This window comes from Methylobacterium iners, from assembly GCF_022179305.1.
Taxonomy (GTDB): Bacteria; Pseudomonadota; Alphaproteobacteria; order Rhizobiales; family Beijerinckiaceae; genus Methylobacterium; species Methylobacterium iners.
The window spans coordinates 1-25,451 of record NZ_BPQP01000060.1; the positions used below are offsets into that span (position 1 = coordinate 1).

General features: G+C 69.7%; 25 protein-coding genes. 9 read left to right on the forward strand and 16 right to left on the reverse strand.

Translation table 11 applies throughout. From position 1 onward, the window contains the following. Positions 1–58 precede the first annotated feature (58 nt). The 4 genes from pyrH to MFF55_RS18110 all read right to left on the reverse strand — a co-directional run bounded on the left by pyrH (position 59) and on the right by MFF55_RS18110 (position 4,484). Entirely contained in the window at positions 59–781 is a 723-nt protein-coding gene (pyrH, locus tag MFF55_RS18095; protein WP_238245503.1) for a UMP kinase, read from the reverse strand. A gap of 185 nt (positions 782–966) precedes the next feature. Continuing rightward, complete coding sequence (tsf, locus tag MFF55_RS18100; protein WP_238245504.1) at positions 967–1,887, reverse strand: translation elongation factor Ts; 921 nt, start codon at positions 1,885–1,887, stop codon at positions 967–969. Positions 1,888–1,995: 108 nt separating this feature from the next. Further along, positions 1,996–3,075, reverse strand: a complete 1,080-nt coding sequence (locus tag MFF55_RS18105) for a 30S ribosomal protein S2 (protein WP_238245505.1) — start codon at positions 3,073–3,075, stop codon at positions 1,996–1,998. Positions 3,076–3,260: 185 nt separating this feature from the next. Continuing rightward, entirely contained in the window at positions 3,261–4,484 is a 1,224-nt protein-coding gene (locus MFF55_RS18110) for a GGDEF domain-containing protein (RefSeq protein WP_238245506.1), read from the reverse strand. A gap of 480 nt (positions 4,485–4,964) precedes the next feature. On the opposite strand from MFF55_RS18110, the gene MFF55_RS18115 reads away from it, so the two are divergent. Beyond that, positions 4,965–5,609 (forward strand): hypothetical protein, encoded by a 645-nt coding sequence (locus tag MFF55_RS18115; protein ID WP_238245507.1) that lies wholly within the window; start codon positions 4,965–4,967, stop codon positions 5,607–5,609. A gap of 60 nt (positions 5,610–5,669) precedes the next feature. Next, positions 5,670–8,489 carry a patatin-like phospholipase family protein gene (locus tag MFF55_RS18120; RefSeq protein WP_238245508.1) on the forward strand — a complete coding sequence of 940 codons (2,820 nt, stop codon included), beginning with the start codon at positions 5,670–5,672 and terminating at the stop codon, positions 8,487–8,489. Here the strand turns inward: MFF55_RS18120 and MFF55_RS18125 are convergent. The 7 genes from MFF55_RS18125 to MFF55_RS18155 form a co-directional block, all read right to left on the reverse strand. After that, positions 8,486–9,268, reverse strand: coding sequence for a pseudouridine synthase (locus tag MFF55_RS18125; protein WP_238245509.1), 783 nt, complete (start codon positions 9,266–9,268; stop codon positions 8,486–8,488). The genes MFF55_RS18120 and MFF55_RS18125 overlap by 4 nt on opposite strands. Next, positions 9,265–10,185 (reverse strand): class I SAM-dependent methyltransferase, encoded by a 921-nt coding sequence (locus MFF55_RS18130; protein WP_238245510.1) that lies wholly within the window; start codon positions 10,183–10,185, stop codon positions 9,265–9,267. The genes MFF55_RS18125 and MFF55_RS18130 overlap by 4 nt, the downstream gene beginning before the upstream one ends. A gap of 392 nt (positions 10,186–10,577) precedes the next feature. Continuing rightward, a complete protein-coding gene (era, locus tag MFF55_RS18135) occupies positions 10,578–11,519 on the reverse strand; it encodes a GTPase Era (RefSeq protein WP_238245511.1) in 942 nt (313 codons plus the stop codon). Beyond that, the gene (gene rnc / locus MFF55_RS18140; RefSeq protein WP_238245512.1) at positions 11,512–12,306 is read right to left on the reverse strand and encodes a ribonuclease III; all 795 of its coding nucleotides are present in this window, start codon (positions 12,304–12,306) and stop codon (positions 11,512–11,514) included. Before rnc ends, era begins: the two co-directional genes overlap by 8 nt. A gap of 4 nt (positions 12,307–12,310) precedes the next feature. Further along, complete coding sequence (gene lepB, locus MFF55_RS18145) at positions 12,311–13,111, reverse strand: signal peptidase I (protein ID WP_238245513.1); 801 nt, start codon at positions 13,109–13,111, stop codon at positions 12,311–12,313. Positions 13,112–13,400: 289 nt separating this feature from the next. Next, positions 13,401–13,814, reverse strand: a complete 414-nt coding sequence (gene acpS / locus MFF55_RS18150) for a holo-ACP synthase (protein ID WP_238245514.1) — start codon at positions 13,812–13,814, stop codon at positions 13,401–13,403. After that, entirely contained in the window at positions 13,811–14,548 is a 738-nt protein-coding gene (locus MFF55_RS18155) for a pyridoxine 5'-phosphate synthase (RefSeq protein ID WP_238245515.1), read from the reverse strand. The genes acpS and MFF55_RS18155 overlap by 4 nt, the downstream gene beginning before the upstream one ends. Before the next feature lie 128 nt (positions 14,549–14,676). Here MFF55_RS18155 and MFF55_RS18160 point away from each other — a divergent pair, with 128 nt between their 5' ends. From MFF55_RS18160 to MFF55_RS18185, 6 genes are all read left to right on the forward strand, one after another. After that, positions 14,677–15,051 (forward strand): PH domain-containing protein, encoded by a 375-nt coding sequence (locus MFF55_RS18160; protein ID WP_238245516.1) that lies wholly within the window; start codon positions 14,677–14,679, stop codon positions 15,049–15,051. Positions 15,052–15,127: 76 nt separating this feature from the next. Next, positions 15,128–15,448 (forward strand): YbaB/EbfC family nucleoid-associated protein, encoded by a 321-nt coding sequence (locus MFF55_RS18165; protein ID WP_238245517.1) that lies wholly within the window; start codon positions 15,128–15,130, stop codon positions 15,446–15,448. Positions 15,449–15,583: 135 nt separating this feature from the next. After that, positions 15,584–16,399, forward strand: coding sequence for a class II glutamine amidotransferase (locus MFF55_RS18170; protein ID WP_238245518.1), 816 nt, complete (start codon positions 15,584–15,586; stop codon positions 16,397–16,399). Between the two features lie 172 nt (positions 16,400–16,571). Continuing rightward, positions 16,572–17,315, forward strand: a complete 744-nt coding sequence (locus tag MFF55_RS18175; protein ID WP_238245519.1) for a NepR family anti-sigma factor — start codon at positions 16,572–16,574, stop codon at positions 17,313–17,315. A gap of 221 nt (positions 17,316–17,536) precedes the next feature. Further along, positions 17,537–17,947 carry a DUF1236 domain-containing protein gene (locus MFF55_RS18180; RefSeq protein WP_238245520.1) on the forward strand — a complete coding sequence of 137 codons (411 nt, stop codon included), beginning with the start codon at positions 17,537–17,539 and terminating at the stop codon, positions 17,945–17,947. Between the two features lie 170 nt (positions 17,948–18,117). After that, positions 18,118–18,381 (forward strand): hypothetical protein, encoded by a 264-nt coding sequence (locus MFF55_RS18185; RefSeq protein WP_238245521.1) that lies wholly within the window; start codon positions 18,118–18,120, stop codon positions 18,379–18,381. Here the strand turns inward: MFF55_RS18185 and mscL are convergent, their stop codons facing one another. The 5 genes from mscL to MFF55_RS18210 all read right to left on the reverse strand — a co-directional run bounded on the left by mscL (position 18,382) and on the right by MFF55_RS18210 (position 24,610). Continuing rightward, complete coding sequence (gene mscL / locus MFF55_RS18190) at positions 18,382–18,810, reverse strand: large conductance mechanosensitive channel protein MscL (protein WP_238245522.1); 429 nt, start codon at positions 18,808–18,810, stop codon at positions 18,382–18,384. A 94-nt stretch (positions 18,811–18,904) separates the two neighbouring features. After that, complete coding sequence (locus MFF55_RS18195; protein ID WP_238245523.1) at positions 18,905–19,753, reverse strand: CDP-alcohol phosphatidyltransferase family protein; 849 nt, start codon at positions 19,751–19,753, stop codon at positions 18,905–18,907. A gap of 11 nt (positions 19,754–19,764) precedes the next feature. After that, positions 19,765–20,475: a phosphatidylserine decarboxylase gene (locus tag MFF55_RS18200; RefSeq protein ID WP_238245524.1), complete on the reverse strand. Its 711-nt coding sequence runs from the start codon at positions 20,473–20,475 to the stop codon at positions 19,765–19,767. 218 nt (positions 20,476–20,693) lie between these two features. After that, positions 20,694–22,637 (reverse strand): ABCB family ABC transporter ATP-binding protein/permease, encoded by a 1,944-nt coding sequence (locus MFF55_RS18205; RefSeq protein ID WP_238245525.1) that lies wholly within the window; start codon positions 22,635–22,637, stop codon positions 20,694–20,696. A 374-nt stretch (positions 22,638–23,011) separates the two neighbouring features. Next, a complete protein-coding gene (locus MFF55_RS18210) occupies positions 23,012–24,610 on the reverse strand; it encodes a LysM peptidoglycan-binding domain-containing protein (RefSeq protein WP_238245526.1) in 1,599 nt (532 codons plus the stop codon). A gap of 233 nt (positions 24,611–24,843) precedes the next feature. Between MFF55_RS18210 and MFF55_RS18215 the strand changes: the two genes are divergently transcribed. Continuing rightward, on the forward strand, positions 24,844–25,443 hold the full coding sequence (locus MFF55_RS18215) for an LOG family protein (RefSeq protein WP_238245527.1): 600 nt from the start codon (positions 24,844–24,846) through the stop codon (positions 25,441–25,443). Positions 25,444–25,451 lie beyond the last annotated feature (8 nt).

Consider the following 25,451-nt stretch of genomic DNA (forward strand, 5'->3'; position numbering starts at 1 on the left):
TGACGCTCCAGGCGTCCGGGACAGGACGCGGCGAGCGAAGCGACCAACGAGGAGCGTATCAGGGCACCACGTGCGTTGAGGGCGCCTGGCCGGTGAGGATCGCGGTGATCGAGCTCGGGGCGTGGACCGAGCCCACGACGATCGAGAGCCGGCTCTCGCGGGCCAGCGCGAAGGCCGCGGTGTCCATGATCTTGAGGTCGCGGGCGATCGCCTCGTCATGGGTCAGGCGGTCGTAGCGGGTCGCGGTCGGGTCCTTCTTCGGATCGGCGGAATAGACGCCGTCGACCTGCGTCGCCTTGAGCACGGCGTCGCAGCGCAGCTCGGCTCCGCGCAGCACCGCCGCCGTGTCGGTGGTGAAGAAGGGGTTGCCGGTGCCGCCGGCGAGCACCACGACCTGCCCCTTGTCGAGATGGTGCAGGGCGGGCTGCCGCGCGAAGGTCTCGCAGATCGTCGGCATCGAGACCGCCGACATGGTCCGGGCCGTGACGCCGGCCGCGTTGAGGGCGGTCTCGATGGCGAGCGAGTTCATCACGGTCGCCATCATGCCCAAGGAATCGCCGGTGGCCCGGTCGATCCAGCCCGCCGAGGAGATCCGCGCGCCGCGGATCATGTTGCCGCCGCCGACCACCAGGGCGACCTGGATGCCGGCCGCCAGGGTCCGGGCGACGTCCTCGGCGATTCCGGCCAGCGTCGGGGGGTGCAGCCAGTAGCCGTCCGGGGCGGCGAGCGCCTCGCCCGAGAGCTTCACCAGGACACGGGCAAACGGTGTCGTCTCCGGCATCGGGCCTGTCCCTTGTTGCCGGCTCTCGCGCAAGCCGGCCTGGAAATCGGAAGCGGGACGGCTTCTAGAGCATTTTCGCGGGCGGTGGATACGGCGCGCGGATCAAAAATGCGGGTCCTCGGAACCGACGAAGGGCGGCGGCCTCGCGGCCACCGCCCTGTCGCGAGACGGAAAACGGCGCGAAGCTAGCGCGACATCGCCGCGACTTCGGCCGCGAAGTCCGGACCCTCGTCCTTCTCGATGCCCTCGCCGAGGGCGTAGCGCACGAAGCCCGTGAGCGCGACCGGGGCGCCGACCTTGCCGGCCGCCTCCTTGAGGACCTGCGACACGGTCTTGGAGCCGTCATGCACGAAGGGCTGCTCCAGGAGGGTGACCTCCTTGTAGTAGGTCTTGAGGCCGCTCTCGACGATCTTGGCCAGCACGTGGTCGGGCTTGCCGGCGTTCTTCTCGCGCAGGATGTTGCTCTCGCGCTCGAGCGTCGCGGCATCGACGCCCGACGCGTCGAGGGCGACGGGGTTCGTCGCGGCGACATGCATCGCGATCTGCCGGCCCAGCGTCGAGAGCGCCTCGACGTCGCCCTCGGATTCAAGGGCGACGAGCACGCCGATCTTGCCCAAGCCCTCGCTGACCTGGGCGTGGACGTAGGTCGCGATCACGCCCTTGGTGACGTCGAGCTTGGCGACCCGGCGCAGGGTCATGTTCTCGCCGATCGTGGCGATAAGGTTGGAGAGGGTCTCCTTCACGGTCGAGGTGGCGCCCGGATAATGGGCGGCCTCGAGCCCATCGAGGGTGCCGTCGGTGTTGAGCGCGAGCTTGGCGGCCTCGCGGGCGAAGGCCTGGAAGCCGTCGTTGCGGGCGACGAAGTCGGTCTCGGAATTCACCTCGACGATCGCGGCGTGGCGGCCGGAGGATTCCACCGCGACGAGGCCCTCGGCGGCGACGCGGCCGGCCTTCTTGGCGGCCTTGGCGAGGCCCTTCTTGCGCAGCCAGTCGACCGCGGCCTCGATGTCGCCGCCGGTCTCGTTGAGCGCGCCCTTGCAATCCATCATGCCCGCGCCGGTCTTCTCGCGCAGGTCCTTCACCATCGCTGCGGTGATGTTGGCCATGGCCGGTCCCCTCGTTCCATCGTCAGATGATAAGAACCCGGCGCTTGGGCTCGCGAGCGCCGGGTTTCGCAGTCTCTCGGGTCGAAGCGGCGCGGGCCGCCTGAAGGCTCAGGCCGCGGCGGCGGCCTCGGCGAAGCTGCGGGCCTGCTCGACCCAGCCGTCGCGGCCGATGCGGCCGTTGAGCTTGAGGTCGGCGTCGACCTTAGCGATGTCGGCCTCGGTCATCGCGGCGATCTGCCAGTAATGGTAGATGCCGGCGTCGTTCAGCTTCTGCACCATCTGCGGGCCGGCGCCGTGCAGCTTCGAGAGGTCGTCCGGCGCGCCGCGCGGGGCCGAGAGCAGCTCGAAATGCTCCGTCGACTCGACGAGCGCGGCCACCTCGGCGGGGGTGATCGCGTCGGACTCGGCCGAGACCGCGCCCTGGACGGCGAGATCATCGTTGGCGGGCAGCTCCTCGGGAACCGGGGCCTCGGAGGCGCCGAGGTCGACGCCGCTCGAACCCTGGCCGCGCGAGATGCCGTCGATGGCCGCGCGGGCGATGAGGTCGCAATAGAGCGCGATGGCGCGGCCCGCATCGTCGTTGGCCGGCACAACGTAGGTGATGCCGTCGGGGTTGCAGTTGGTGTCGACGATGGCAGCGACGGGGATGCCGAGGCGCTGGGCCTCCTTGATCGCGAGCTGCTCCTTGTTCGTGTCGATCACGAACAGGAGGTCGGGCACGCCGCCCATGTCCTTGATGCCGCCGAGCGCCTTCTCGAGCTTTTCCTTCTCGCGGGCGAGCATGAGGCGCTCCTTCTTGGTGAGGCCGACGGCCCCGCCCTCCAGGGTCTCGTCGACCTTGCGCAGGCGCTGGATCGAGCCCGAGATGGTCTTCCAGTTGGTCAGCATGCCGCCGAGCCAGCGGGAGTTGACGTAGTACTGGGCCGAGCGCTTGGCGGCCTCGGCGATGGTGTCGGCGGCCTGGCGCTTGGTGCCGACGAACAGCACGCGACCGCCCTTCGCCACGGTGTCGCTCACGGCCTGGAGCGCCTGGTGGAGCGCCGGCACGGTCTGGGCGAGGTCGATGATGTGGATGTTGTTGCGCGTCCCGAAGATGTAGGACTGCATCTTCGGGTTCCAGCGGTGCGACTGGTGTCCGAAATGGGCGCCGGCTTCGAGAAGCTGACGCATCGTGAAATCAACGGCCATGATCTTTGTGCTCTCCGGTTGATGCCGCCGCGGAGGAAAGCGATCGGCCCGAGAGCCGATCACCGGAAACGCCTCATTCAGGCATGAGGCCGACTCCGCGTGTGGAATGGGCGGGGCCTTAGCAGAACGGGGATGCGCAGACAAGACGCGGGAGCCCGGACCGGGCTCCGCCGCGCCGACCAGCGTCAGGCCGCCTCGGCCTCCATCGCCGGGCCTGGGAAGCCGGGGCGCTCGGGCGCCGACGCCACGCGGTTGCGGCCGGCGCGCTTGGCCGCGTAGAGCGCGCCGTCGGCGGCCGCGATCAGGGCGCTGACATCCGCTCCCGGCGCGAGGATGCTGGCGACCCCGAAGCTGGCCGTCACGACGCCGCCGACGGCCGGATGAGGGATCGCCGCCGCCTCGATCGCCGCGCGCAGGGACTCGGCCGCCTTCAGCGCCGTCGCGAGGTCGCTTCCCGGCAACAGCACGAGGATCTCCTCGCCGCCGAAGCGGAAGGCCGCGCCGCCCTGCGCCCGCGCCGCGGCGGCCCCGCAGGCGCTCACGGCGTTCAGGCAGTCGTCCCCCGCGAGATGCCCGCAGCTGTCGTTGAACCTCTTGAAGTGATCGATGTCGAAGAGGATCGCCGAGACGAGGCGCGGCTCGCCCTCGGCGGCCTTCCAGATCGTGTTCGTCAGCTTCGTGAGGTGGCGGCGGTTGTACAGCCCCGTCAGCGGATCGGTGCAGGCGAGCGCCTCCACCTGATCGTGCAGGAGCTTGCCGCGCAGGGCGAAGAGGAAGCTGCGCCGCTCCCCCTGCTCCAGGAGATAGGTCGTGACCGCGATGAGCAAGCAGGCGGTCACGAAGAACATGACGATGCCGAGATACGTCTCGGCATCGAAGGCCCCCGAGATCCAGGTGGTCCCGAGCTGCAACGCCAGCATGCAGGCGAGGCCGTAGGCCGCGTACCGGAAGCTGACGCGCTGCACGATGGTGGAGAACATCATGATCAGCAGGCTGCCGTACTGGTAATTGAGCCGATGCGGGCTCTCGCTGAAGATCATCGCCACCATCGGCAGCGAGATCGCCAGGATGCCGACATGGATCGCCAGGATCTCCTGAGCCCTGATCGACGGCTTGTAGCGGTCGGCGGCCCACAGGATCGCGATCACGGCCGGGGTGAAGACCCCCAGGCGGGCCACGATCATGGTCGTGAACATGTCGTTCAGCGTCGCCCAATCCACCAGCAGGAACACGTCGTAGAGCAGGACCGCGATGATCCCCGTCACGATCAGGATCCGCGAGCGGCGGGTCCCGGAGATGCGCTCGAACTCGGCCTCGACGGGGGGCGCGAAGGCGAGCCGCCGGAACCTGCCGGCGATCTCGCGCTCGACCTCCTCGATCGAGATGATGTGCCCGTCGTTCGGCGGCATGAAGCGGCAGATCCCTTCTAGACAGTCTCAGGTTAGACAGCCGAGGTTACCTGGATCTTTACGCCTTCCGGGAAAACTTAGCGATGCTTGGATCAATGCAGACGATCCGTGCTTTCGGCTCTCATCGCATTTGATGATGACCCCTGAATACACGCTCTATGTTCTAGGGGTTAGGACCTGGCGAATACAAAATGCCGGGACTGGGAGCGTCACCGCGCATGGGGGCCATTCCGCTAGTGCAACGCCGGCGGCCCTGAGTGGCGGCGGGCGAGGCCGCAGCGCCGCCGAAGGGGTTATCCACAGGATGCGGGATTTCCCCCGGAACCGGCCGAGAAGCCCTTTTCACGGGCAAGCTTCACTGTCTTAATGCAACCTTAACGAGTCAGGAACCCGGCGCCAAGAGCGAGTCCTGCCTCGGACGATGAGCTTGAGGTTGCGCAATCGCGTGTCGCCGCAAGCTGCGAAGCGTGGGGTCCCGTCATGCGCCTCGTCATCGCCTGCCTGATCGGCGGCCTCACGACCGCCTGCGACTCGCCCAGCCTCCGGGTGACGCAGTTCCAGTTCGCCTCCTCGGACACGCTCGCGACCACCGGCAACCTGCGCCTGGTGACCGAGCGGCTGCGGCCGATGCCGGACGGGCACCCCCCGCTTCCCACCGTCTGCACCGAGCCGAGCCCGGACTACGCCATCGCCTTCGGCCAGAAGTTGGACGGCACCGCCAAGGTGACGCTGCCGCAGGGCTCGGGGGAAGGCGGTCTCAAGCTCGAGACCACGGAAGTCGCGACGCAGCTCGCGGGGCGCACGGCCGGCGTCCTCGCCCTGCGCGACGGCCTCTACGCCGCCTGCCAGGCCTACGCCAACGGCACGATCGGCCACGACGCCTACGCGATGATCCTCAGCCAGTACGGCACGCTCCTCGTGGCGCTGGCGAGCGACAAGCCGGAGATCGCCGGCATCGGCAACGGCGACCCGGGCCGGTGCGCGACGCTCTCGGCGCTGCTCGTCTCCTGCATCAGCGAGTTCGACCGCACGCGCCTGACGCCGTCGCAGAACCCGCTCCTGAGCGAGCGCTTCTGCCGGGCGGTGCTGGCCCGCGGCCTGAACTATGGTGCCGGCCGAGGCTGACGGACCCCGAACCGAGAGACAATCCACATCAGGCAGCAGGTCAAGCTGGGAGAGGGCCCGATGGCGCCGCTGGATCGCCCACTCGTCGTCGACACCGGAAAAGCGCTGGAGGAGGCTGCCGCCCTCGGCCTCGAGGAAGGCGAGCGGCCGACGGCCTTGTGCCTATCGGGCGGCGGCATCCGCAGCGCCTCGTTCTGCCTGGGCGCGCTCCAGGCACTCGCGCATCACGGCCTGCTCAAGGAGTTTCATTATCTCTCGACGGTCTCGGGCGGCGGCTATATCGGCGCCTGGCTGACCCGGGTGATCCAGAGCCGCCTCGACAACAACCCCGACCAAAGGGCGACGGTGAAGCTCGCCGAGATCGAGGCGCTGATCAGCGCCAGACCCGACGGGGTGGAAGGCGAGCCGATCCGTAACCTGCGCCGCTTCACCAACTTCCTGATGCCCAATCCAGGCGTGTTCTCACTGGATACCTGGACGGGCGTGCTGCTCTGGGTCCGCAACGCCCTGATCAACTGGCTCATCTTCGCGCCCGTCTTCGCCGCGATCGTGGCGCTGCCGATCCTGTATTTCGCCGTGGTCTGCGCCGTGGTCGCGCCGCCGGACTCCTCGGTGCTCGATACCGCCGTCGCGGTGGCCGCCGCCGGGTGCCTGCTCTTCGGCTGCTACCAGGGCCTCGTCACCCTGCCGAGCCACAGCCATCCGGACGAACCGGTCTCGAAGACCGAACGACCGGATTACGGACCCACCGGCCGCGACCTGGCGCGCCGCGTCGTCCTGCCGATGGTGGCTTGGTGCCTGCTGGCGCCCCTGGCACTCGGCGCGGTCGTCCCGGACGCGGGCGTTCCCGATGCGGCGCGGGCCGTGTTCTCCACCGAGGGGCCCTGCATCGCGCCGCCCGCGCTCGCGCCGGCCCCCGTCGCCTGTCCGCCACCGGTCCTCGAACCGGATTCGCCCCTGCAGACCCGCTTTATCCTGCTGCCGCTTCTCAGCCTGCTCGCCTGCCTGGCGGCCTACGGTCTCGCCTATGTCCAGATCCGCCTCAAATACCCCGATCCGCCGCTCCGCAACGATCATCTCAGGCCGTTCTGGCGAAGCGGCTGGGCCTTTCTGCTGAGCACGAGCCTGTCGGCGGCCCTGATCTGGTACGGCACCTGGCTGTGCCGCCACCTCGACGTCTTCTGGCTGGCGCTCGCCGGACCCGCCTGGATCGCCCTCTCCGACGTGCTCCGGACGACGATCTACGTCGCCTTCCGCAAGGAGGGCCTGCGCGCCGATCTCGACCGGGAGTGGCTGGCGCGCCTCAACGCGGCGAAGCTCTTCCTCGTCCTGGCCGGGACCCTCGTCGGCTCCGTCGTCGTCCTCGGCGGCCTTGCCGTTGCGTCCTTGAGCAGCGAGGCCTTCTCGGCACTCACGGCCGGCGGCCTGAGCGCGGGCTCCGTCGCCGCCCTGATCGGCAAGAGCGCGAGGACCGCCTTCGCCGCGCAGCAGACGGAAGCGACGAAGGCGCGGTTGATCCCGACCGACATCCTCATCGGCATCGGCATCGTGCTGTTCGGGTTGGCGATCCTCGTCGTGTTCGGCCGGGCGGTCGCGGTCGGCGCGGGCGGGATCGTCTCGGCGTTGACGCCGTCCGCGTCGGCGCCGGTCTGGGGCCTTGCTCTCGCCGTCCTCGCCATCCTCCTCGGAGCGCTCGCGCTCGCATGGTGGCTCGGACGCAGGATCAACCTCAACCGGTTCTCGCTGCACGCGGTCTACCGGAACCGCCTGGTGCGCGCCTTCCTCGGGTCGGCGCGGCCGGAGGCGATGGCGCGGCCCGACCGCTTCACGGATTTCGACCCCTTCGACAACCTTCGGGTCACCGATGCCTTCGACCGTCGCGAGCCGATGCGGCTGATGCCCGTCATCAACGTCGCGCTCAACCGGACGAGCGGGAAGGACACGGCCCGGGCCGAGCGCATGGCCGAGCCCTTCACGATCACGCCTCTGCGCTGCGGTGCCGCCACCCTGTGCGGCCCGGGCGCCGACCGCGCGAACAAGGCGGCGTGGCAGGGCGCCTATGTCCGAAGCGACGCCTATGCCGGCAACGAACGGCAGACCGGCAGCGGTGACGAGGCCAAGGGCATCAGCCTGGGCACCGCCATGACGATCTCCGGCGCGGCGGCGAGCCCGAACATGGGCTACTACTCGTCGCCGATCGTCGCCTTCGTGATGACCCTGTTCAACGTGAGGCTGGGCGCCTGGCTGCCGAACCCCGGCATGAACGCACAAGGGTCGGACCTCGTCGACACGCTCAAGGCGTCGGGACCGCGCAACGCGCTTCCGGCCCTGCTCAATGAATTGCTCGGGCGTTCCGACACGGACAACGATTACCTCTATCTTTCCGACGGCGGACACTTCGACAATCTCGGCCTCTACGAGATGCTGCGCCGGAAGTGCCGGCTGATCGTCGCGATCGATGCCAGCCAGGACAGGGCGTACAGTTCGGAGGAGTTCGGCCGGGTGAAGCAGCGGGTCCTGATCGACCTCGGCATCACCATCGATTTCACCTTCGGCGCGAGCAAGGATGGCGAGCCGCTTCCTCCCCCCGGCTCCCTCGGGCGGATCACCTATCCGAACGGAACGACCGGCAAACTGCTCGTCATCAAGCCTTGGATCGACACCGCGCTGCCCCTCGAGCTGAGGGCGTTCCTCACGCGCAAGAAGGACTTCCCGCACGAGAGCACGACGAACCAGTTCTTCACGGAGAGTGACTTCGAGAGCTATCGCCGTCTGGGCGAGTACGTCGTGGACCGCATCGTCAAAACGGGCTCGTCAAAGGCACCTCCCGGCACGCCGCCCCTACCCTTCCTCGACAAGGTCTTCGCCGGCCTGCCCTAGGGTTCGCGGAGCCGGACGTCCTGACCTTGCGGCGCGGCGAAGATCGCGGCGAGGTCGTGGGATCGCAGGATGCGGTAGCTGCCGGCCGCCAGATCCTCCGGCAGCGCGAGGCCCCCGACCCGGTCGCGGTGCAGCGCCGTGACGTGGTTGCCGAGCGCCGCGAACATGCGGCGGACCTGATGGTAGCGGCCCTCGTGGAGGGTCACTGCGGCGTGGGTGGCGTCGTGGGCCTGCATCTCCGCGGGAAGAAGCGGCTTGTCCTCGCCCTCCAGCATCAGGGTGCCCGAGGCGAACCGCTCGGCCTCGTCGCCGCGCAACGGGCGGTCGAGGGTGACCTGGTAGCGCTTGGCCACGCTGGCCCGCGGCGCGATGATCCGGTGGAGCAGGGCGCCGTCGTCGGTGAGCAGCAGGAGGCCCGAGGTCTCCTTGTCGAGGCGGCCGACGGACGAGAGAGCGGGGTCGCGCCGCCGCCAGCGCTCCGGCAGCAGGCCGTAGACGAGCGGGCCGGCCTCCTTGTGCGAGCAGGTGACCCCGAGCGGCTTGTGCAGCATCAGGGTGAGGCCGGGCGGCGGGTCCAGCGGCTCGCCGTCGACGGTCATCCGGTCGGAAAGGTCGGGCGTCACCGCGATGCGCCGGTCGGAAGCCCGCAGGGGGGCGCCATCGAGGACGATGAGCCCGGCGCGGGCGAGGAGCCCGATCTCCCGGCGGGAGCCGTAGCCGAGATTGGCGAGCAGCCGGTCGAGGCGCAGGCTCGCGCCCTTGCTCGGGCCGGGGCTCACTTGCGGGCTTCGTAGATCTTGTAGCCGCCCGAGGCGGCCTTGAGCGCGACCGTCTTGAAGGCCGCGTTCAGGGGCGCCTCGTAGGGCAGGTGGGTGTTGGCCGTGAGCCAGAGCGTGCCCCCGGGGCGCAGGGCCTCGGCCGCCCGGGCGATGAAGCTCTGGCCGAGCGCCTGGTCCTCGCTGCCGCCGTCGTGGAAGGGCGGGTTCATCACCACGAAGTCGAGGCGCGACAGGTCGGCCGGGCGCTCGCGGAGGTCGGCCCACAGGAAGGTCGCACGCGGATCGCCGACGTTGCGGCGCGCCATCTCGATCGCGCGCCGGTCGAGGTCCACGAGGGCGAGGGCGCTGACCGCGTCCGAGGCCAGCACGGCGCGGGCGAGGATGCCGAGGCCGCAGCCGAAATCGGCGCCGCGCCCGGAGAGCGGCGGCAGGTTCGCGAGGAGCAGCGCCGTCCCCGGATCAATCCGGTCCCACGAGAAGATGCCGGGCTGCGTGCAGAGCGCCAGGTTGTCGATGTGGCGGGGGCCGCCCTCGCGGATCGCCTCGTCGAGACCGCTGAGGATGTCGGGTCTCTGCACGCTGCAGACGCGGTGATGCCGCCGCCCGGTCTCGGCCGGCGTGCAGCCGAAGGCGAGAAGCTCGCGACCGAGCCGCGAGCCGCCCCGATCCTTGGGCGCCAGGGCGACGAGGTGGCCGTTGCCGCGCAGCGCGCGCAGGGCGAGGGCCAGCGCGTAGCGGCGCTCGATGGTGCCGGCGGGCGCCAGCATCACGACCTCGTCGAGGCTCGCGCGCTCGAAATCCTCCAGCCGCGCCGAGCCGGGCACGAGCGGCGAGACCTGCAGGGCGCCAGCGGGAATGTTCGCGAGCTCGGCGGGCGGCGCTCCGTAGACCAAGGGCGGGGGTGCTTTCGTGGACATTGAAGACGAATCCGACGCGACGGCGCGAGCGCCTCGACGGCTCAGGGCGGGATGGGGAGGGTGGACGATGAGCCGACGACCGAATCGTGGCCGGCTCACGGATTCGTAGCGCGGGCGGCGCGACGAGGGAAGATTAACTTCGATGTCGATGGAAACTGTCGAAGATGGAACGAATCTGTTGAAACCCTGCCGTCAAGTCGTTGTGCACTAGAAGTGAGCATTCACGCATCGGGCGTGGCGCCGAATCAAGTCTGCTCAAATCCAGACGCAAGGCCCACTCCTTGAACAGACCACCCACGCGCGTTCCAAAGCATCAACTCGGCTCGCCCGGCTTGGTTCAACGCGCCGATTTTCCTTCCACAACATAGGCTTGGCCGCACGAAAACCGGGCCTCACCCGCGCGGGAACTCGAGACCCATCTCGCGGTAGCGGGCCGGGTCGTCCGCCCAGTTCTCGCGGACCTTCACGTGCAGGAAGAGGTGGACGCGCGTCTCCGCGACCTCGGCGATCTCGAGGCGCGCCGCCTGCCCGATCGCCTTGATGGTCTGGCCGCCCTTGCCCAGCACGATCGAGCGCTGGCTCTCGCGCTCGACGAAGATCGTCTGCTCGATCCGCACCGAGCCGTCGGGCCTCGCCTGCCACTGGTCGGTCTCGACCGTCGAGCGATAGGGCAGCTCCTCGTGGAGCCGGTCGTAGAGCTTCTCGCGGGTGATCTCGGCCGCGAGCATGCGCAGCGGCGCGTCGGAGACCTGATCCTCCGGGTAGAGCCAGGGGCTCTCGGGCATCATCCCGGCCAGCGTTCCCTTGAGCGCGTCGACCCCGTCGCCGTTCAGCGCCGAGATCATGAAGGTGTGAGCGAAGGACACCCGCTCGTTCAGCGTGGCGGCGAGCGCCAGGAGCCTCTCGCGGGGAATGAGGTCGATCTTGTTGAGGATCAGGATCTTGGGCCGGCGCAGATCCGGCAATCGCACGAGGATCGCCTCCACCTCGTCGTCGACCCCCTTGCGCGCGTCGATGAGCAGGCACACGGCGTCGGCATCGGCGGCCCCGCTCCAGGCGGAATGGACCATCGCGCGGTCGAGCCGGCGCTTGGGCGCGAAGATGCCCGGCGTGTCGACGAGGACGATCTGGGACTGACCCTCCATCGCGATGCCGCGCACCAGCGCCCGGGTGGTCTGGACCTTGCGCGAGACGATGGAGACCTTGGTGCCGACGAGGCTGTTGAGCAGGGTCGACTTGCCGGCGTTCGGCACGCCGATCAGCGCGACGAAGCCCGCCTTGGTGCCGGGGGCCGATCCGGATGTCTCCTCGGCGCCGTGCTCGTCCTCAGGCATCGCCCTCTCCTCCCTCGGTCCCGGCCGAGGCCTCGTTCCTGCCGGCCGCCCAGGCGACGCCCTCCCGGTCGAGGATCGCCGCGGCCGCCTCCTGCTCCGCTAGGCGCTTGGCGGTGCCGCTGCCGAAGCCCGCCTCGATGCCCTTGACCCGGGCGGCGATGCGGAAGCGCGGCGCGTGGTCGGGGCCTGAGCGCTCCACGACCTCGTAGAGGGGGATGGGCAGTCCCCGGCCCATCGCCCATTCCTGCAGCGCGGATTTCGCGTCGCGCCCGCGCGGCGCGGCGGTATCGGTGGCCGGCGCGAAGGCGGCGTTCACGATGGCCTTGGCCGCCGGGTAGCCGGCATCGAGGAAGACCGCGCCGAGGATCGCCTCGCAGACATCGGCCAGGATGGTCTGGTTGCGCCGCCCCCCACCCTGGACCTCGCCGGGTCCGAGCGCGAGGTGGGGCCCGACATCCCAGGCGGTCGCCACCGCGGCACAGGTCTCGCGGCGGACGAGGCCGGCGAGTCGGCGCGAGAGCTCGCCCTCGTCGCAGTGCGGGAAGGCGGCGTAGAGCAGCTCGGCGATGGCGAGGCCGAGCACCCGGTCGCCCAGGAATTCGAGGCGCTGGTAGCTGCCCAGCCGCCCGCCGCCGGCCTTGCTGACATGGGTCAGGGCGAGGGCGAGGAGCGCAGGATCGGCGAAGGCGTGGCCGATCCGGCCTTCGAGCACCGTCAGCGCAGGCTTGGGCCGGTGCGCGCGCCGCGCTCGGCTGGAGGGGCGCGGCGCCTCCGTCACCTCGCCCATCACCCTAGCGAATGGCGCTGAAGAGACGGTTCCAGCGCACGTTCGCGGGCCAGTTCCAGACCTGCCAGGCGGCGGTGCCCTCGTCGATCGAGAAGAAGATCATCTCGGCCCGCCCGACGAAGTTCTCGAAGGGCACGAAGCCGACATTGGCGAGGTCGCGCGAATCCGTGGAATTGTCGCGGTTGTCGCCCATCATGAAGAACCGGCCAGGCGGCACGGTGTAGGCCTCGGTGTTGTCCCAGTAGCCGTTGTCGCCGTCGCGCTCGATCACGAGGTGGGTCACCCCGCCCGGCAGGGTCTCGATGTACTGCTCGGCCTTCGCCTGCTCGCCGTAGGGACCGGTGGTCTCGTAGGGCGTGGTGCGCTCGCGCTTGACCGGCACGTCGTTGATGTAGAGGAGCCCCGCCTTCATCTGGATCTTGTCGCCGGGCAGGCCGATCACGCGCTTGATGTAGTCGGTGGCGTTGTCCTTGGGCAGCTTGAACACGGCGATGTCGCCGCGCTTCGGCTCGGCGCCCCAGATCCGCCCCTCGGCCTTGAAGGGCAGGTACTCGCTCAGCGGCAGGGAGTACTTGGAATAGCCGTAGGTGTATTTCGAGACGAAGAGGTAGTCGCCGATCAGCAGGGTCGGCACCAGCGAGCCCGAGGGGATGTTGAAGGGCTGGAACAGCAGCGTGCGCACCACTAGCGCGATCAGCAGCGCCTGGGTGCCGACCTTGAGCGTCTCCTTGATGCTCGCCCAGGCACCGGGCTCCGCGGCCCTCGCCGCCCGCTTCGTCTCGTGGTCCACGCGCGCACGTTCCATTCTGTCTGTCGTCTCCGGCTCGCCGCGCGCAGGCCTCAGAGGCGGGTCACCCCTGCGTCCCGCTGCGAAAATCCCGAGTTCCTGATCCGCGGTGTGGGCGGGTCTAGACCATGCCGGCTTACCCGGCAACGCGAGCCATCGAAGCTCCGAACCCGGGTCGAAGGGGAGCTCCCCGAACGACCGAAGCCCAAACCCATGATTCCGGGGCCGCGGAGCGGAGCCCGGAATCACGGTTTTGGTGAAGCGACGGGGTCGCATACCGCGCGAGGAGCGGCGGCCCCGCCGCCGGCTAGACCGGCACCCCGTCGAGCGGCACCGCCTCGATGATCACGAAAGCCTGCGCCATCGGCGGGTCGTCGGTGAGGCTGACATGGATCGCCGCCCGGTGCCCCGCCGGGACCATGGCCTCCAGCCGCGCCAGGGCGCCGCCGCCGAGCCTCAGGGTCGGCCGGCCGCCGGGCAGGTTGACGACCTCCATGTCGCGCCAGAACACGCCCCGGCTCATGCCCGTGCCGAGCGCCTTGGCGCAGGCCTCCTTGGCGGCGAAGCGGCGGGCGTAGGACGGCGCCCGCGCCGCCCGACCATCGGATTTGGCGCGCTCGCCCTCCGTGAAGACGCGATGGGTGAAGCGCTCGCCGTAGCGGGCCAGCGACTTCTCGATCCGGCGGATGTCGCAGAGGTCGGAGCCGATGCCGAGGATCATGCGCGCGCCGCGTCCATCGCCGCGCGCATGTCGCGCACCGCCTGTCCCAGCCCGACGAAGATCGCCTCGCCGATGAGCGCATGGCCGATATTGAGCTCGGCGATCTGCGGCAGCCGGGCGACGGCGCCGACGCTGTCGAGGGCGAGGCCGTGGCCGGCATGGATCTCGAGGCCGAGTCCGGCGCCGTATTCCGCCGCACGGGCGATCCGGGCGAGTTCGGCCGCCGTGCGCTCCGCATCGCCCGCGGCGACCGCCTCGCAATAGGTGCCGGTGTGGAGCTCGACCACGGGCGCCTTCAGCGCATGCGCCATGTCCATGACCACCTCGTCCGGCTCGACGAAGAGCGAGACGCGGATTCCCGCGCCGCTCAGCGCGGCGATCCGGGGCGTGAGGTGGTCGCGGCCGCCGATGATGTCGAGGCCGCCCTCGGTGGTGCGCTCCTCGCGCTTCTCGGGGACCAGGCAGGCCGCGTGGGGACGCAATCGGATCGCCAGCGCGATCATCTCGTCGGTGGCCGCCATCTCGAAGTTGAGCGGCACGGTCAGCACCCGCGCCAGGGTTTCCATGTCGGCGTCGCGGATATGCCGCCGGTCCTCGCGCAGATGGGCGGTGATGCCGTCGGCGCCCGCCTCGACGGCGGTGCGGGCCGCGCGGATCGGATCGGGATGGACGCCGCCCCGGGCGTTCCGCACGGTCGCGACGTGGTCGATGTTGACGCCGAGGCGAAGGGGCATGGGCGGTTCCGGCAGTGTCACCCTCCCCTTGCGGGGGAGGGAAGAAGCGGCGGCGTGCGAGCCTGGTGAGGCACGCTCGTCGCCTCCATATAGGTCCCGGGTCCGACGGCAGGGATAGGTTTTTCGCGATGGGAATTCTCGACGGCCTGCTCGGCCACGGCAGCGACCTCTCGGCGGAGGATGTCGACAAGCAGCTCGCGGGCGTCCTCACCGAGGGCGAGGCGGTGCGCATCGCCTTCAAGCTGATCCGCGACCTCATCGTCTTCACCGACCGGCGCATGATCCTCGTCGACAAGCAGGGCCTGACGGGGCGCAAGGTCGAGTACCTGACGGTGCCCTACCGGGCGATCACCTCCTTCTCGGTGGAGACCACGGGCAGCTTCGACCTCGATTCCGAGCTGAAGATCTGGGTCTCGGGCCGCGCCGACCCGATCCAGCGCACGCTGAAGCGGGGCGCCAACGTGCTCGGCATCCAGCAGGCGATCGCGGCCTCGATCCGCTAAGGCGGCCAGCGTCTCGACGGGCCGCGGCGCGGCCGCTACCGTTCCACCCCATCCGGCAACGTCAGGGTTCGACCGCATGCGCGATCTCATGGGCATCATGAAGCAGGCTCAGGCCATGCAGGAGAAGATGGCCTCCCTGCAGAGCGAACTCGACACGGTCGAGGTCACGGGCGCCTCGGGCGGGGGCGCGGTCGGCGTGACGATGACGGCCAAGGGCCTGGTGCGCAGCGTCGCCATCGACCCGGGCCTGATGAACCCGGACGAGCGGGAGATCCTCGAGGACCTCATCGTGGCCGCCGTCAACGACGCCCGCGGCAAGGCCGAGCACGCAGCCGCGGAGCGCATGGCCGAGCTGACCAAGGGCCTGCCGCTGCCGCCCGGAATGAAGCTGTTCTGACGGGCGGCGCGGGTCCCGGGGCCCTCCGCGCTCGGGGCCGGCCGATCGGCTGTTGTTCGGGGCACGAAAGGCTTTTAGGCTTGCGGTCCGCCCGCCGCCCTCCCCACGACGCATCGAGAATCCGCCAAGACCGCCATGTGCGAACTCCTCGGCATGAGCGCGAACGTGCCCACCGACATCCGCTTCTCCTTCGCCGGGCTCGCGCGCCGCGGCGGCGAGACGGGGCCGCACGCGGACGGATGGGGCATCAGCTTCTACGAGGGGCGCGGAGCCCGAGCGTTCCACGAGCCGGCGCCGAGCGCCCGCTCGGAACTCGCCCGGCTCCTGCGGAACACCGCGATCAAGAGCCGGATCGTGATCGCCCATGTCCGCAAGGCCAATCGCGGCCGGGTCGCCCTGGAGAACACCCATCCTTTCAGCCGGGAATTGTGGGGCCGGCGCTGGACCTTCGCCCATAACGGCCAGCTCCGCGGCGTGAAGAAATGGCCGCTGACCTGGTTTCAGCCCGTGGGCTCGACGGACAGCGAACACGCCTTCTGCTGGATGCTCGACCAGCTCCAGGGGCGCTGGCCGAAGCTGCCGAGCGCCGCCCGCCTCGATGCGGCCGTGGCCGAGCTCTGCGCGGCGCTCGCCGGCCTCGGCGTCTTCAACATGCTGCTGTCCGACAGCCGCACCCTCTACGCCCATTGCGGCAAGCGCCTGTGCTACCTCACCCGCTGCGCGCCCTTCGGCACCGCGACCCTGATCGACGAGGATTGGCGGGTGGACTTCGCCCAGGAGACGCGGAAGGACGACGTCGTCACGGTGATCGCCACCAAGGCGCTGACCCGCGACGAGTGCTGGACCGATGTCGAGCGCGGGCACGTCCTGACCCTGCGCGACGGCGCCGTCCGCATCCTGAAGCCGGGAGCGCGCCGGCCGACCCGCGTCGCCGCCCCCTGCACCCTCTGATCCCCAGGCAAGCGCGAGCCGGCGGGGGCGGCCGAGCTTGACGGGGTGCGTGGCCCGGCGCGATGCGCTACAAGCCCGGGGACACAGCGGTGGCGCGGTCCCTTGCCGACGCTCCCCGACGCGCCGGATCGAAGGCCGGCCCTCCCCGGCAACGACCAGAACACGACGAGCCATGGCACGCGACGCGATCGACACCCTTCCCGATGATCGGCCCAATTCGGAGGCGGATGACCGGCCGAACCTCGCGCCCGACATCCGCACGCATCTCGGCGACCACCTGCGCACGGTCTACGACCGCCTCGGCAGCGAGGAGCAGCCGAGCCGCTTCGCCGAGCTCATCGAGCAGCTCGAGGCGGCCCTGCGCGCCCGGGGCGAGGCGATCGAGCCGGAATTCCGCGACGGCCTGCTCGCGGCGGTGCCGTCGTTGCGCGCTTTCGCTCTCTCGTTGACGAGCAACCCGGCCCGCTCCGACGACCTCGTGCAGGATACGCTTCTGAAGGGCTGGCAGCACCGCGCCCGCTTCCAGCCCGGCACGAACCTGAACGCCTGGCTGTTCACGATCCTGCGCAACATCTTCTACTCGGACCACCGCAAGCGCGTGCGCGAGGTCGAGGACCAGGACGGCTCCTACGCCGCCCGCCTCGCCACCGCCCCGCACCAGGGCGACCGCCTCGACGTGGAGGACCTCCAGACGGCGCTGGGCAAACTGCCGCCCGACCAGCGCGAGGCCCTCGTCCTCGTCGGCGCCGAGGGCGTGTCCTACGAGGAGGCCGCGGCGATCATGGGCTGCAAGGTCGGCACCGTGAAGAGCCGCGTCAGCCGCGCCCGCGGGCGCTTGGCCGAGCTCCTCGGCTACGACGAGGACGACCTGAGCTCGGACCGGCTGATCCAGTCGGCGATGCCCAAGGACGCGTGAGAAGCGGCCGCTCCGGGCCCGGCCGAAATCGGGCTTCCGGAGACGAATTTTCTGTCCCGCACCCTTGAGCGAGCAGGTTCCGGCAGGAAGCCGACGGTTTTCGACGGGATTTTAGCAAAACGCTTTTTTTCGCATCCCTTTCGGAGGATCGGACGTTACCACGCCGAGCCCTGCAGCGCCCGTCGCGGCGCGGCGGGTCAATCCGAATGGAGATCCGATCCATGAACATGAAGACTTTTCTCGCCGCCTCGGCGATCGCCCTCAGCCTGCCGATGGCCGCCCAGGCCCAGGGCACCCTGCGCGGTGCCGAGCGCGGCGCCCAGGAAGGCGCTGACGCGGCGGGCCCGGTGGGCGCCATCGTCGGCGGCGCCGTCGGCGCGGCGACTGGTACGGTCGGCGGCATCCTCGGCGTCGACGATCGTCCGCGCTTCCGTCAGTACGTCACGCGCGAGCGCCGCTCGTCCTACGCCTATGACGGCGACGTCCGCGTCGGCACCGTGCTGCCGAGCTCCGGCGTGACCTATTACGACGTTCCGGACGAGTACAACGCCCGCGGCGCGCGCTACACGATCGTCAACGAGCGTCCGGTGCTCGTCGACCGCAGCCGCCGGATCGTCGAAGTCATCGAGTAATCGACCCACGCCTGCCCCACGGTAGGTCGAGAGCCCCCGGCGTCCCCGCCGGGGGCTTTTCTACGCCTGGAGCCGGCTTCATCCGACGAATGAATCGAGTCGATGGCCCGTTTCCCGCAACGGTTCGGCGCTTGCATCGTTACCGTCCTCAGGCGACGGGAGACTTCACCATGCACGACGACGTTCCGACCGATGCCGCCCTGCCGGAGCCTGTCCGCGACCACCTCGGGCAGCAGCTGCGCACGGTCTTCACGACCGGCGAGGCGGCGCCGCAATATCTGGGCGATCCCGTCGTTCCGGAGGAATTCGCGCCGCAGATCGAGCGCCTCGAGACGCGCCTGAAGACGCACGAGGAGGGCACGGTCGCCGTCGAACAGGCCCTCGACCGGATCCTCGACGCCCTCGGCGTGCGGCCCGACGATCCGAAGCGCTGATCAGGGCCCGGATCGGGTCGCCAGGATGTCCCGGATCTCGCCCAGCAGCCTCACGTCCGCCGGCACCTCGGCGACGGCTTCGGGCTTGGCCTCCTCCCTGGTCTGGAGGCGTTTCATCGCGCGGATGACCAAGAACAGTACGAAGGCCACGATGACGAAGTTCAGCGCCACCGTGACGAACTGCCCGTAGCCGATGACGGCCCCCTGCTTCTTGGCATCGGCATAGGCCATGCCCTTCTGCACACTCGACGACAGCGGAAGGTAGTAGTTCGAGAAGTCGAGGCCGTCGGTGACCGCCCCGATGATCGGCATGAACACGTCCTGCACGGCCGAGGTCACGATCGAGCCGAAGGCTGCGCCGATGATCACGCCGACAGCGAGATCGACGACATTGCCCCGCAGGGCGAACGTCTTGAATTCCTCGAGCATCGCCCCCTCCCCCGGTCGTCCCGGCGAAGCTTAGCCGTGGCCGTCGAAGCGCGACAGGTCCGCGCCGTTGTCGTCCACCGCGGGATGGATTCCCCTACGGTGCGACCGGTTGGGCCGGTTCGCGCTCGGCCAGGCCGGCGGCGTCGGCCCGGGCCTCGGCCTTGGCGCGGCGGCGGTACTGTGCGGCGCCGATCGGGATCGCGGCGAGGTAGGCGACGCTGATCGCCACCATCGCCTCGAAGGGGAAGCTGATGAACAGCCCGAACCCGGCGACGACGACGAGGAAGATCGGCAGGACCCAGTCGCGCGGGACCCGCTTGCCCATGGTCTTGCCCGAGAAGGTCGGCACCGTGGAGACCACGAGCAGCGCGATGCAGAGCATGTAGCCGAGCACCAGCGGCGCCGCCCAGGAGCCGAAGGAAAGGCCGAGGAAGTGCAGGTAGAGCGGCAGCATCGCCGTCAGCGCGCCGGCCGGCGCGGGCATGCCGACGAAGTAGTCCTTCTTCCATTCCGGGCGGCTGGGATCGTCGAGCATGGCATTGAAGCGGGCGAGCCTCAGCGCCATCGCGATGGCGAAGATGAGCGCCACGATCCAGCCCACCGAGCGCAGGTGGAACAGCGCGAAACCGTAGAGGATGAGCGCCGGGGCGCAGCCGAAATTGACGAAGTCGGCGAGCGAGTCGAGCTCCGCGCCGAAGCGCGAGGTGCCCTTGAGCAGCCGGGCGACGCGCCCGTCGATGCCGTCGAGGAAGGCCGCCGCCACGATGGCGATCACCGCCGGCTCGAACTTCTGCTCGAAGGCGAGCCGGATCGCGGTGAGTCCGAGGCAGAGCGCCATCAGGGTGATCAGGTTCGGCGCAATCATCCGGAACGGCACCGGCCGGAAGCGGCGGGGCTTCGGCTCGTTGGGGTCCGGCGCGAAGGGCGGGAACAGATCGTCCATCGTCTCGGCCCTCAGATACGTCGGAATTTCCGTTCGGGACCGCCGTTCAGGTCGGCCAGCACGGTCTCGCCGGCCACCGCCTTCTGGCCGAGCCCGACGAGGATGCGGGTGCCCTCGGGCAGGTAGACGTCCACCCGCGAGCCGAAGCGGATGAGGCCGAAGCGCTCACCGACGTTCAAGGTGTCGCCCGCGCGGATGAAGTCGACGATGCGCCGCGCGATCAGGCCCGCGATCTGGACGACGCCGATGCGCAGGGTCTCGCCCCGGTGCTGCGTCTCGATCACGAGGCCGTTGCGCTCGTTGTCCTCGCTGGCCTTGTCGAGCTCGGCGTTGAGGAACAGGCCCGGCGTGTAGTGGATCTGCCCGATCAGGCCGGTCACCGGCACGCGGTTCACGTGGCAGTCGAACACGTTCATGAAGACCGAGACCCGGGTCATCGGGACCTGCGGCAGGTCGAGCTCGGGCGGCGGCAGCACCGTGGCGATCAGGTTGACCCGCCCGTCGGCCGGCGAGACCACCAGCCCCTCCCCCACCGGCGTAATCCGCTCGGGGTCGCGGAAGAAGTAGCAGACCCACAGGGTCAGGATGAGGAAGACCCAGAAGAAGAACTGCGCGAAGTAGCCGAGCACCACGGTGAGCACGATGCCGATCAGGATGAAGGGATAGCCCTCCTTGTGGATCGGCACGAGCACGCGGCGCATCGACTCGAAGAGATCGGTCATGAAGGTCCTGAAGCCAGTGGATCGGAGATCGACCGCACGTCACGCCTGGGGCGGATGGCAGTCCGAAGGGTTCGGGTCAAGCGGCCAACTTCAGGGTGGACAGCCGAGCAATTGGACCACCGACCGTGTCATCCCGGGTTCCGCGGAGTTCATCCTCGGACTGGCCGAAGGCCAGATCCGGGGGCGGCCCCGGAATGACGGCATCGGGTTTCACGTTCCTATTCGGCAGGGACGGGATCGGCCATTACCGGCCGTGCGCGCGAAGCCTCCCCGCGGGATTTCAGTTCGGCCTCCTCCTCGGCCCGCTTGAGGATCTCCCGCGCCGCGTCGGCCTCCCTCTGCCGGTTCCACATCGCGGCGTAGGTCCCGCCCTCGGCGAGCAGGCTCTCGTGGGTGCCGCGCTCGGTGATGATGCCGCGGTCGAGGACCAGGATCTCGTCGGCATTGACCACCGTCGAGAGGCGGTGGGCGATGACCAGCGTGGTGCGGCCCCGGCTGATCCGGTCGAGGGCGTCCTGGATCTCGCGCTCCGTGAAGGAATCGAGCGCCGAGGTCGCCTCGTCGAGGACGAGGATCGGCGGGCCCTTGAGGATGGTGCGGGCGATGGCCACCCGCTGCTTCTCGCCGCCCGAGAGCTTCAAGCCCCGCTCGCCGACCGGCGTGTCGTAGCCCTCCGGCAGGCCGGAGACGAAGCGGTCGATCTGCGCGAGGCGGGCCGCCTCGCGAACCTCCTCGGGGCTCGCGTCCCAGCGGCCGTAGCGGATGTTGTAGCCGATGGTGTCGTTGAACAGCACGGTGTCCTGCGGGACCATGCCGATGGCCGCGCGCAGGCTCCCCTGCTCCACCCCGGCGATGTCCTGGCCGTCGATGAGGATGCGGCCGGCCCTGGGCTCGTAGAAGCGGAAGAGCAGCCGCGAGAGCGTCGACTTGCCAGCGCCGGACGGGCCGACGATGGCGACGGTCCTGCCGGCGGGCACCTCGAAGCTGACGCCCCGCAGGATCGGCCGGTCGGGATTGTAGGCGAAGCGCACGTCCTCGAAGCGGACATTGCCCTGCCCGACGGCGAGGGGCGGCGCCCCGGGCCGGTCCGCGATCTCGGGGTTGCGGTGCAGGATCTGGAACATGTCGTCGATGTCGATGAGCGCCTGTTTGATCTCGCGGTAGATCATCCCCATGAAGTGGAGCGGCATCGAGAGCTGGATCAGCATCGCGTTGACGAGCACGAAGCCGCCGAGCGTGGTGCGCCCGGCCATGATGTCGCGCGCGGCGAGCCACATCACGACCGTCATGCCGGCCGTGAAGATCAGGGCCTGGCCGGCATTGAGCACGGCGAGCGAGACGTAGGTCTGGGTCGAGGCCTTCTCGTACTTGGCCATCGAGCCGTCGTAGCGCTCGGTCTCGCGCCGTTCGGCCCCGAAATACTTCACCGTCTCGTAGTTCAGGAGCGAGTCGACGGCCTTGGTGTTGGCATCGGTGTCGGAATTGTTCATCCGGCGCCGGATCTCGATCCGCCACTCGGTCGCCTTGTAGGTGAAGGCGAGGTAGGCCGCGACCATCACCAGCACGACCACGGAGTAGAGCCAGTCGAACTCGTAGGCGAGGACGCCGAGCACCAGCACGAACTCGACGATGGTCGGCACCAGCGTCAGCACCATCAGGCGCGACAATTCCTCGATGCCGCCGCGGCCCCGCTCGAGCACGCGGGTGAGGCCGCCGGTCTTGCGCTCCAGGTGGAAGCGCAGGGACAGCCGGTGCATGTGCTCGAAGGTCTGCAGCGCCAGCCGCCGCACGGCGTGCATCGCGACCTTGGCGAACAATCCATCGCGGATCTGCGTCACTCCGGCCATGATCACGCGCGACAGGCCGTAGAGGCCGATCAGCAGCATCGGCGCGGCGAACAGCCCCGTCGGGACCGGCTGCCCCTCCTTGGCATTCGTGACGGCCACCAGGGCGTCGGTGGCCCATTTGAAGGTGAAGGGCGCCACCATCGTGACGACCTTGGCGATCAGCAGCAGGCCGAAGGCGAGGAAGACGCGGCGCTGAAGGTCCGGACGGCCGTAGGGCCAGAGATAGGGCCACAGGCTGCGATAGGTGGCGACGAGGCCGGGCCGCGCGGGCGGCGTCGGCCCGCCCGACGCCGCCTGGGCGGGTTCGGTTCTCATTCGGGATTTTCTCGGGATCGCTCGGGTGTCGCGACGCATATAGGTGCCCGTGCCGCATCGCGACACCCGCCCGCCGGAGTCATGGCATCACGTCGGTAGCCGCGGCACTTTCCTATGCGGCATCCAGATTCGCGTATCGCCTCGTCGTGAGTGGGAGCCGCAACGAGCTCCCTCTCCCAGGGGGAGAGGGTTGGGGTGAGGGGAGTAGACTCTCCGGAGAGGGCACGCCCCTCACCCTGTCCCTCTCCCCATAGGAGAGGGGACCCGCGGGTCACGCGACGGGCGTCGCTTCGAGCCGAGATGTGGGAAGAAACCGTCATCGCCCCGCAGGGACAGAACGCGCCACACCGCCCCGACCAAGCAAAAAAACGATCTCAGCCCCGCTTCCCGTTGGAACGCGCCGCCTCGGTGGCCTCCGGCGGAACCACGAAGATCTGGCCGGGGAAGATCCGGTTCGGGTCGCGGATCTGGGGCTGGTTCGCGTCGAAGATCACGGTGTAGCGCATGCCCTTCCCGTAGACGCGGCGGCTGATCTGCCAGAGGTTGTCGCCGCGGATGATCTTGGCCGTGCCGATCTCCGGCACGAAGACGGTGCGGGGCTCCTCGGGCGATGCGGCTGCGAGCTTCTCGGCCGGCGCCCGGCTCGGCTCGGGCGCCGTCGCGATCATCGGGGTCGGTTGAGGCGACGCCGCGGCGACGGATGGCGGCGGAAGCGGTGCGGCGGGGCGTTCCTGCGGCAGCGGCAGGGGAGCGCCCGGCGCGGCCGAGGCCTGGCGCTCGGCCGGCGAGCTCGGGGCCGGCGGCACCGGGCTCGTCCGGTTCAGGGCCGCGACGGGCGGCGCCCGCCGCTCCTCGCTCCGAACCGGCTCGACCGGCTTCTCCCTTGCCGGGAGCTTCGTCGGCGGCGCGGCAGGGACCGCGAAGGCGACCTCCGAGCGGGTCTTCACCTTGCCCGAGACCGGGTCGACCTGATCGATGCGGATCCGGTAATCGCCCGGCTTGACGCCGCGCCCGATGGTGAAGGCCACCCGCCCGTCCGGACCGGCGCTGCCGGGCGCCACGAGGGTGTCGTTCAGGTAGAGCCGCACCGTCGCTCCGGGCGAGGCCTGGCTCGTCACGTAGAGGCGGCCGCCCTCCTCGGCGTCGACGCTCACGATCTTGACCGGCGTCGGCTCGGCCGCCTTCGGCTTGCCCTCCGCGTCCGGCGGCAGGGCGGCTCGCGCGCCGACGGCGGGCTTGACGGGTCGGGCTTGCGCCGCCTTCGGCTCGGCGGCCGCGGACGGCGAAACGGGGTCCGGCTGCGAGATCACCACCGTGGGTTTGTCGGGCGAGGTCAGTGCGATGAGCGGCTTGGCATCGCGTCTCGAGGCCACGACGACGGCCACCGCCTCCTTGGCCGTGCGCACCTGGCCGTCCGCCGCCGTGGCGCGCAGGGTCAGCTCAGAATTGCCGGCCGGCAAGGCAGGCGGGACGAGGGCGAACTGGCCGGACGGGTCGATCAGCACACGGGCAATCGGCTGGCCGTCGCGCAAGAGCTCGACGGTGGTATTGGGCACACCGCGGCCGGCGATCACGGCGTCGCCATTCGGCTCGACCCGGATGATGTCGAAGCTCGGGGCCGGCTTGGCCTTCGCGCTCTCCTGCGCGGGCACCGCCTCGGCGTTCTGACCCGGCGTCGCGGCGGGGCCCGGGGCCGGCGGACGCTCCGCGCTCTCCCCCGCCGGCTGGGGCTTTCCCGGCGTCACCGCCGCCGCTGCGGGTGCCTCGGACGGCGCGGATGTCGCCGGCTTGGGTTGCGTTCCGGGCTCGACCTCGCGCGGCAGGGCGGCGACGGCCGGCGCCTCCTTCGGGTCGTTCGAGCCAAAACCGCGCTTGAGCAGTTCCCCGGTGCCGAAAAGGGTCACGACCAGGGCGAATCCGGCGAGCAATCCCGCAAAGGCGAGGAAGAGGCTCCGCCGCAACTCCGCCGTCATGACGCTCCACTCCCTGGACCAGCGGCCACGCAGCCGATGCGGTCCCACCGTTCGGTCTCGGCTGTCGACAAACCGTCGAATGATGCCGACATATTAACGAACATGACGGGAACACCAAATGGGTCCCCTCGCCCGGCAATGGGATCGTTCGTGAAATCAGCAGTTTGGCCCTTGGACATCACCGCTCGAACGGGGCTGTCGGATGGATGCCGCGGTGATCGAGAGGGCAGGGAATGGCATCGGTAAGGACGGTCTGCGTCTATTGCGGTTCGGGCTTCGGCGGTGATCCAGCCTTCACCCGTGCGGCGGAAACGCTCGGGGCTGCGCTGGCGGAGGCCGGGATCGGCCTCGTCTACGGCGGCGGCAATGTCGGGCTGATGGGGACGGTGGCGCGCGCGGTCCTCGCCGGCGGCGGACACGTCACCGGCATCATCCCCGACTTCCTCAAATCGCGCGAGCGCATGCTCGACGACATCCAGGAGACCATCGTCGTCGGCGACATGCACACCCGCAAGCGGCTCATGTTCGAGCGCTCGGACGCCTTCATCGCCCTGCCCGGCGGCATCGGCACCCTGGAGGAACTCGTCGAGCAGATGACCTGGGCCCAGCTCGGCCAGCACAGGAAGCCGATCCTGCTCGTCTCCGTCGGGGGCTTCTGGGAACCGCTCCTGACGCTGCTCGACCACATGCGCGCCCACGGCTTCATCCGCGAGGGGCTGGATCTCAACTACCTCGTCGCCGCGGAAGCCGAGGACGCCGTCGCGATGCTGCGCGATGCGGCCCCGCCCGAGGTGCCGCCGCAGGCGGAGGCGCTCGTGACCGAGCGGTTCTGAGGTCAGCG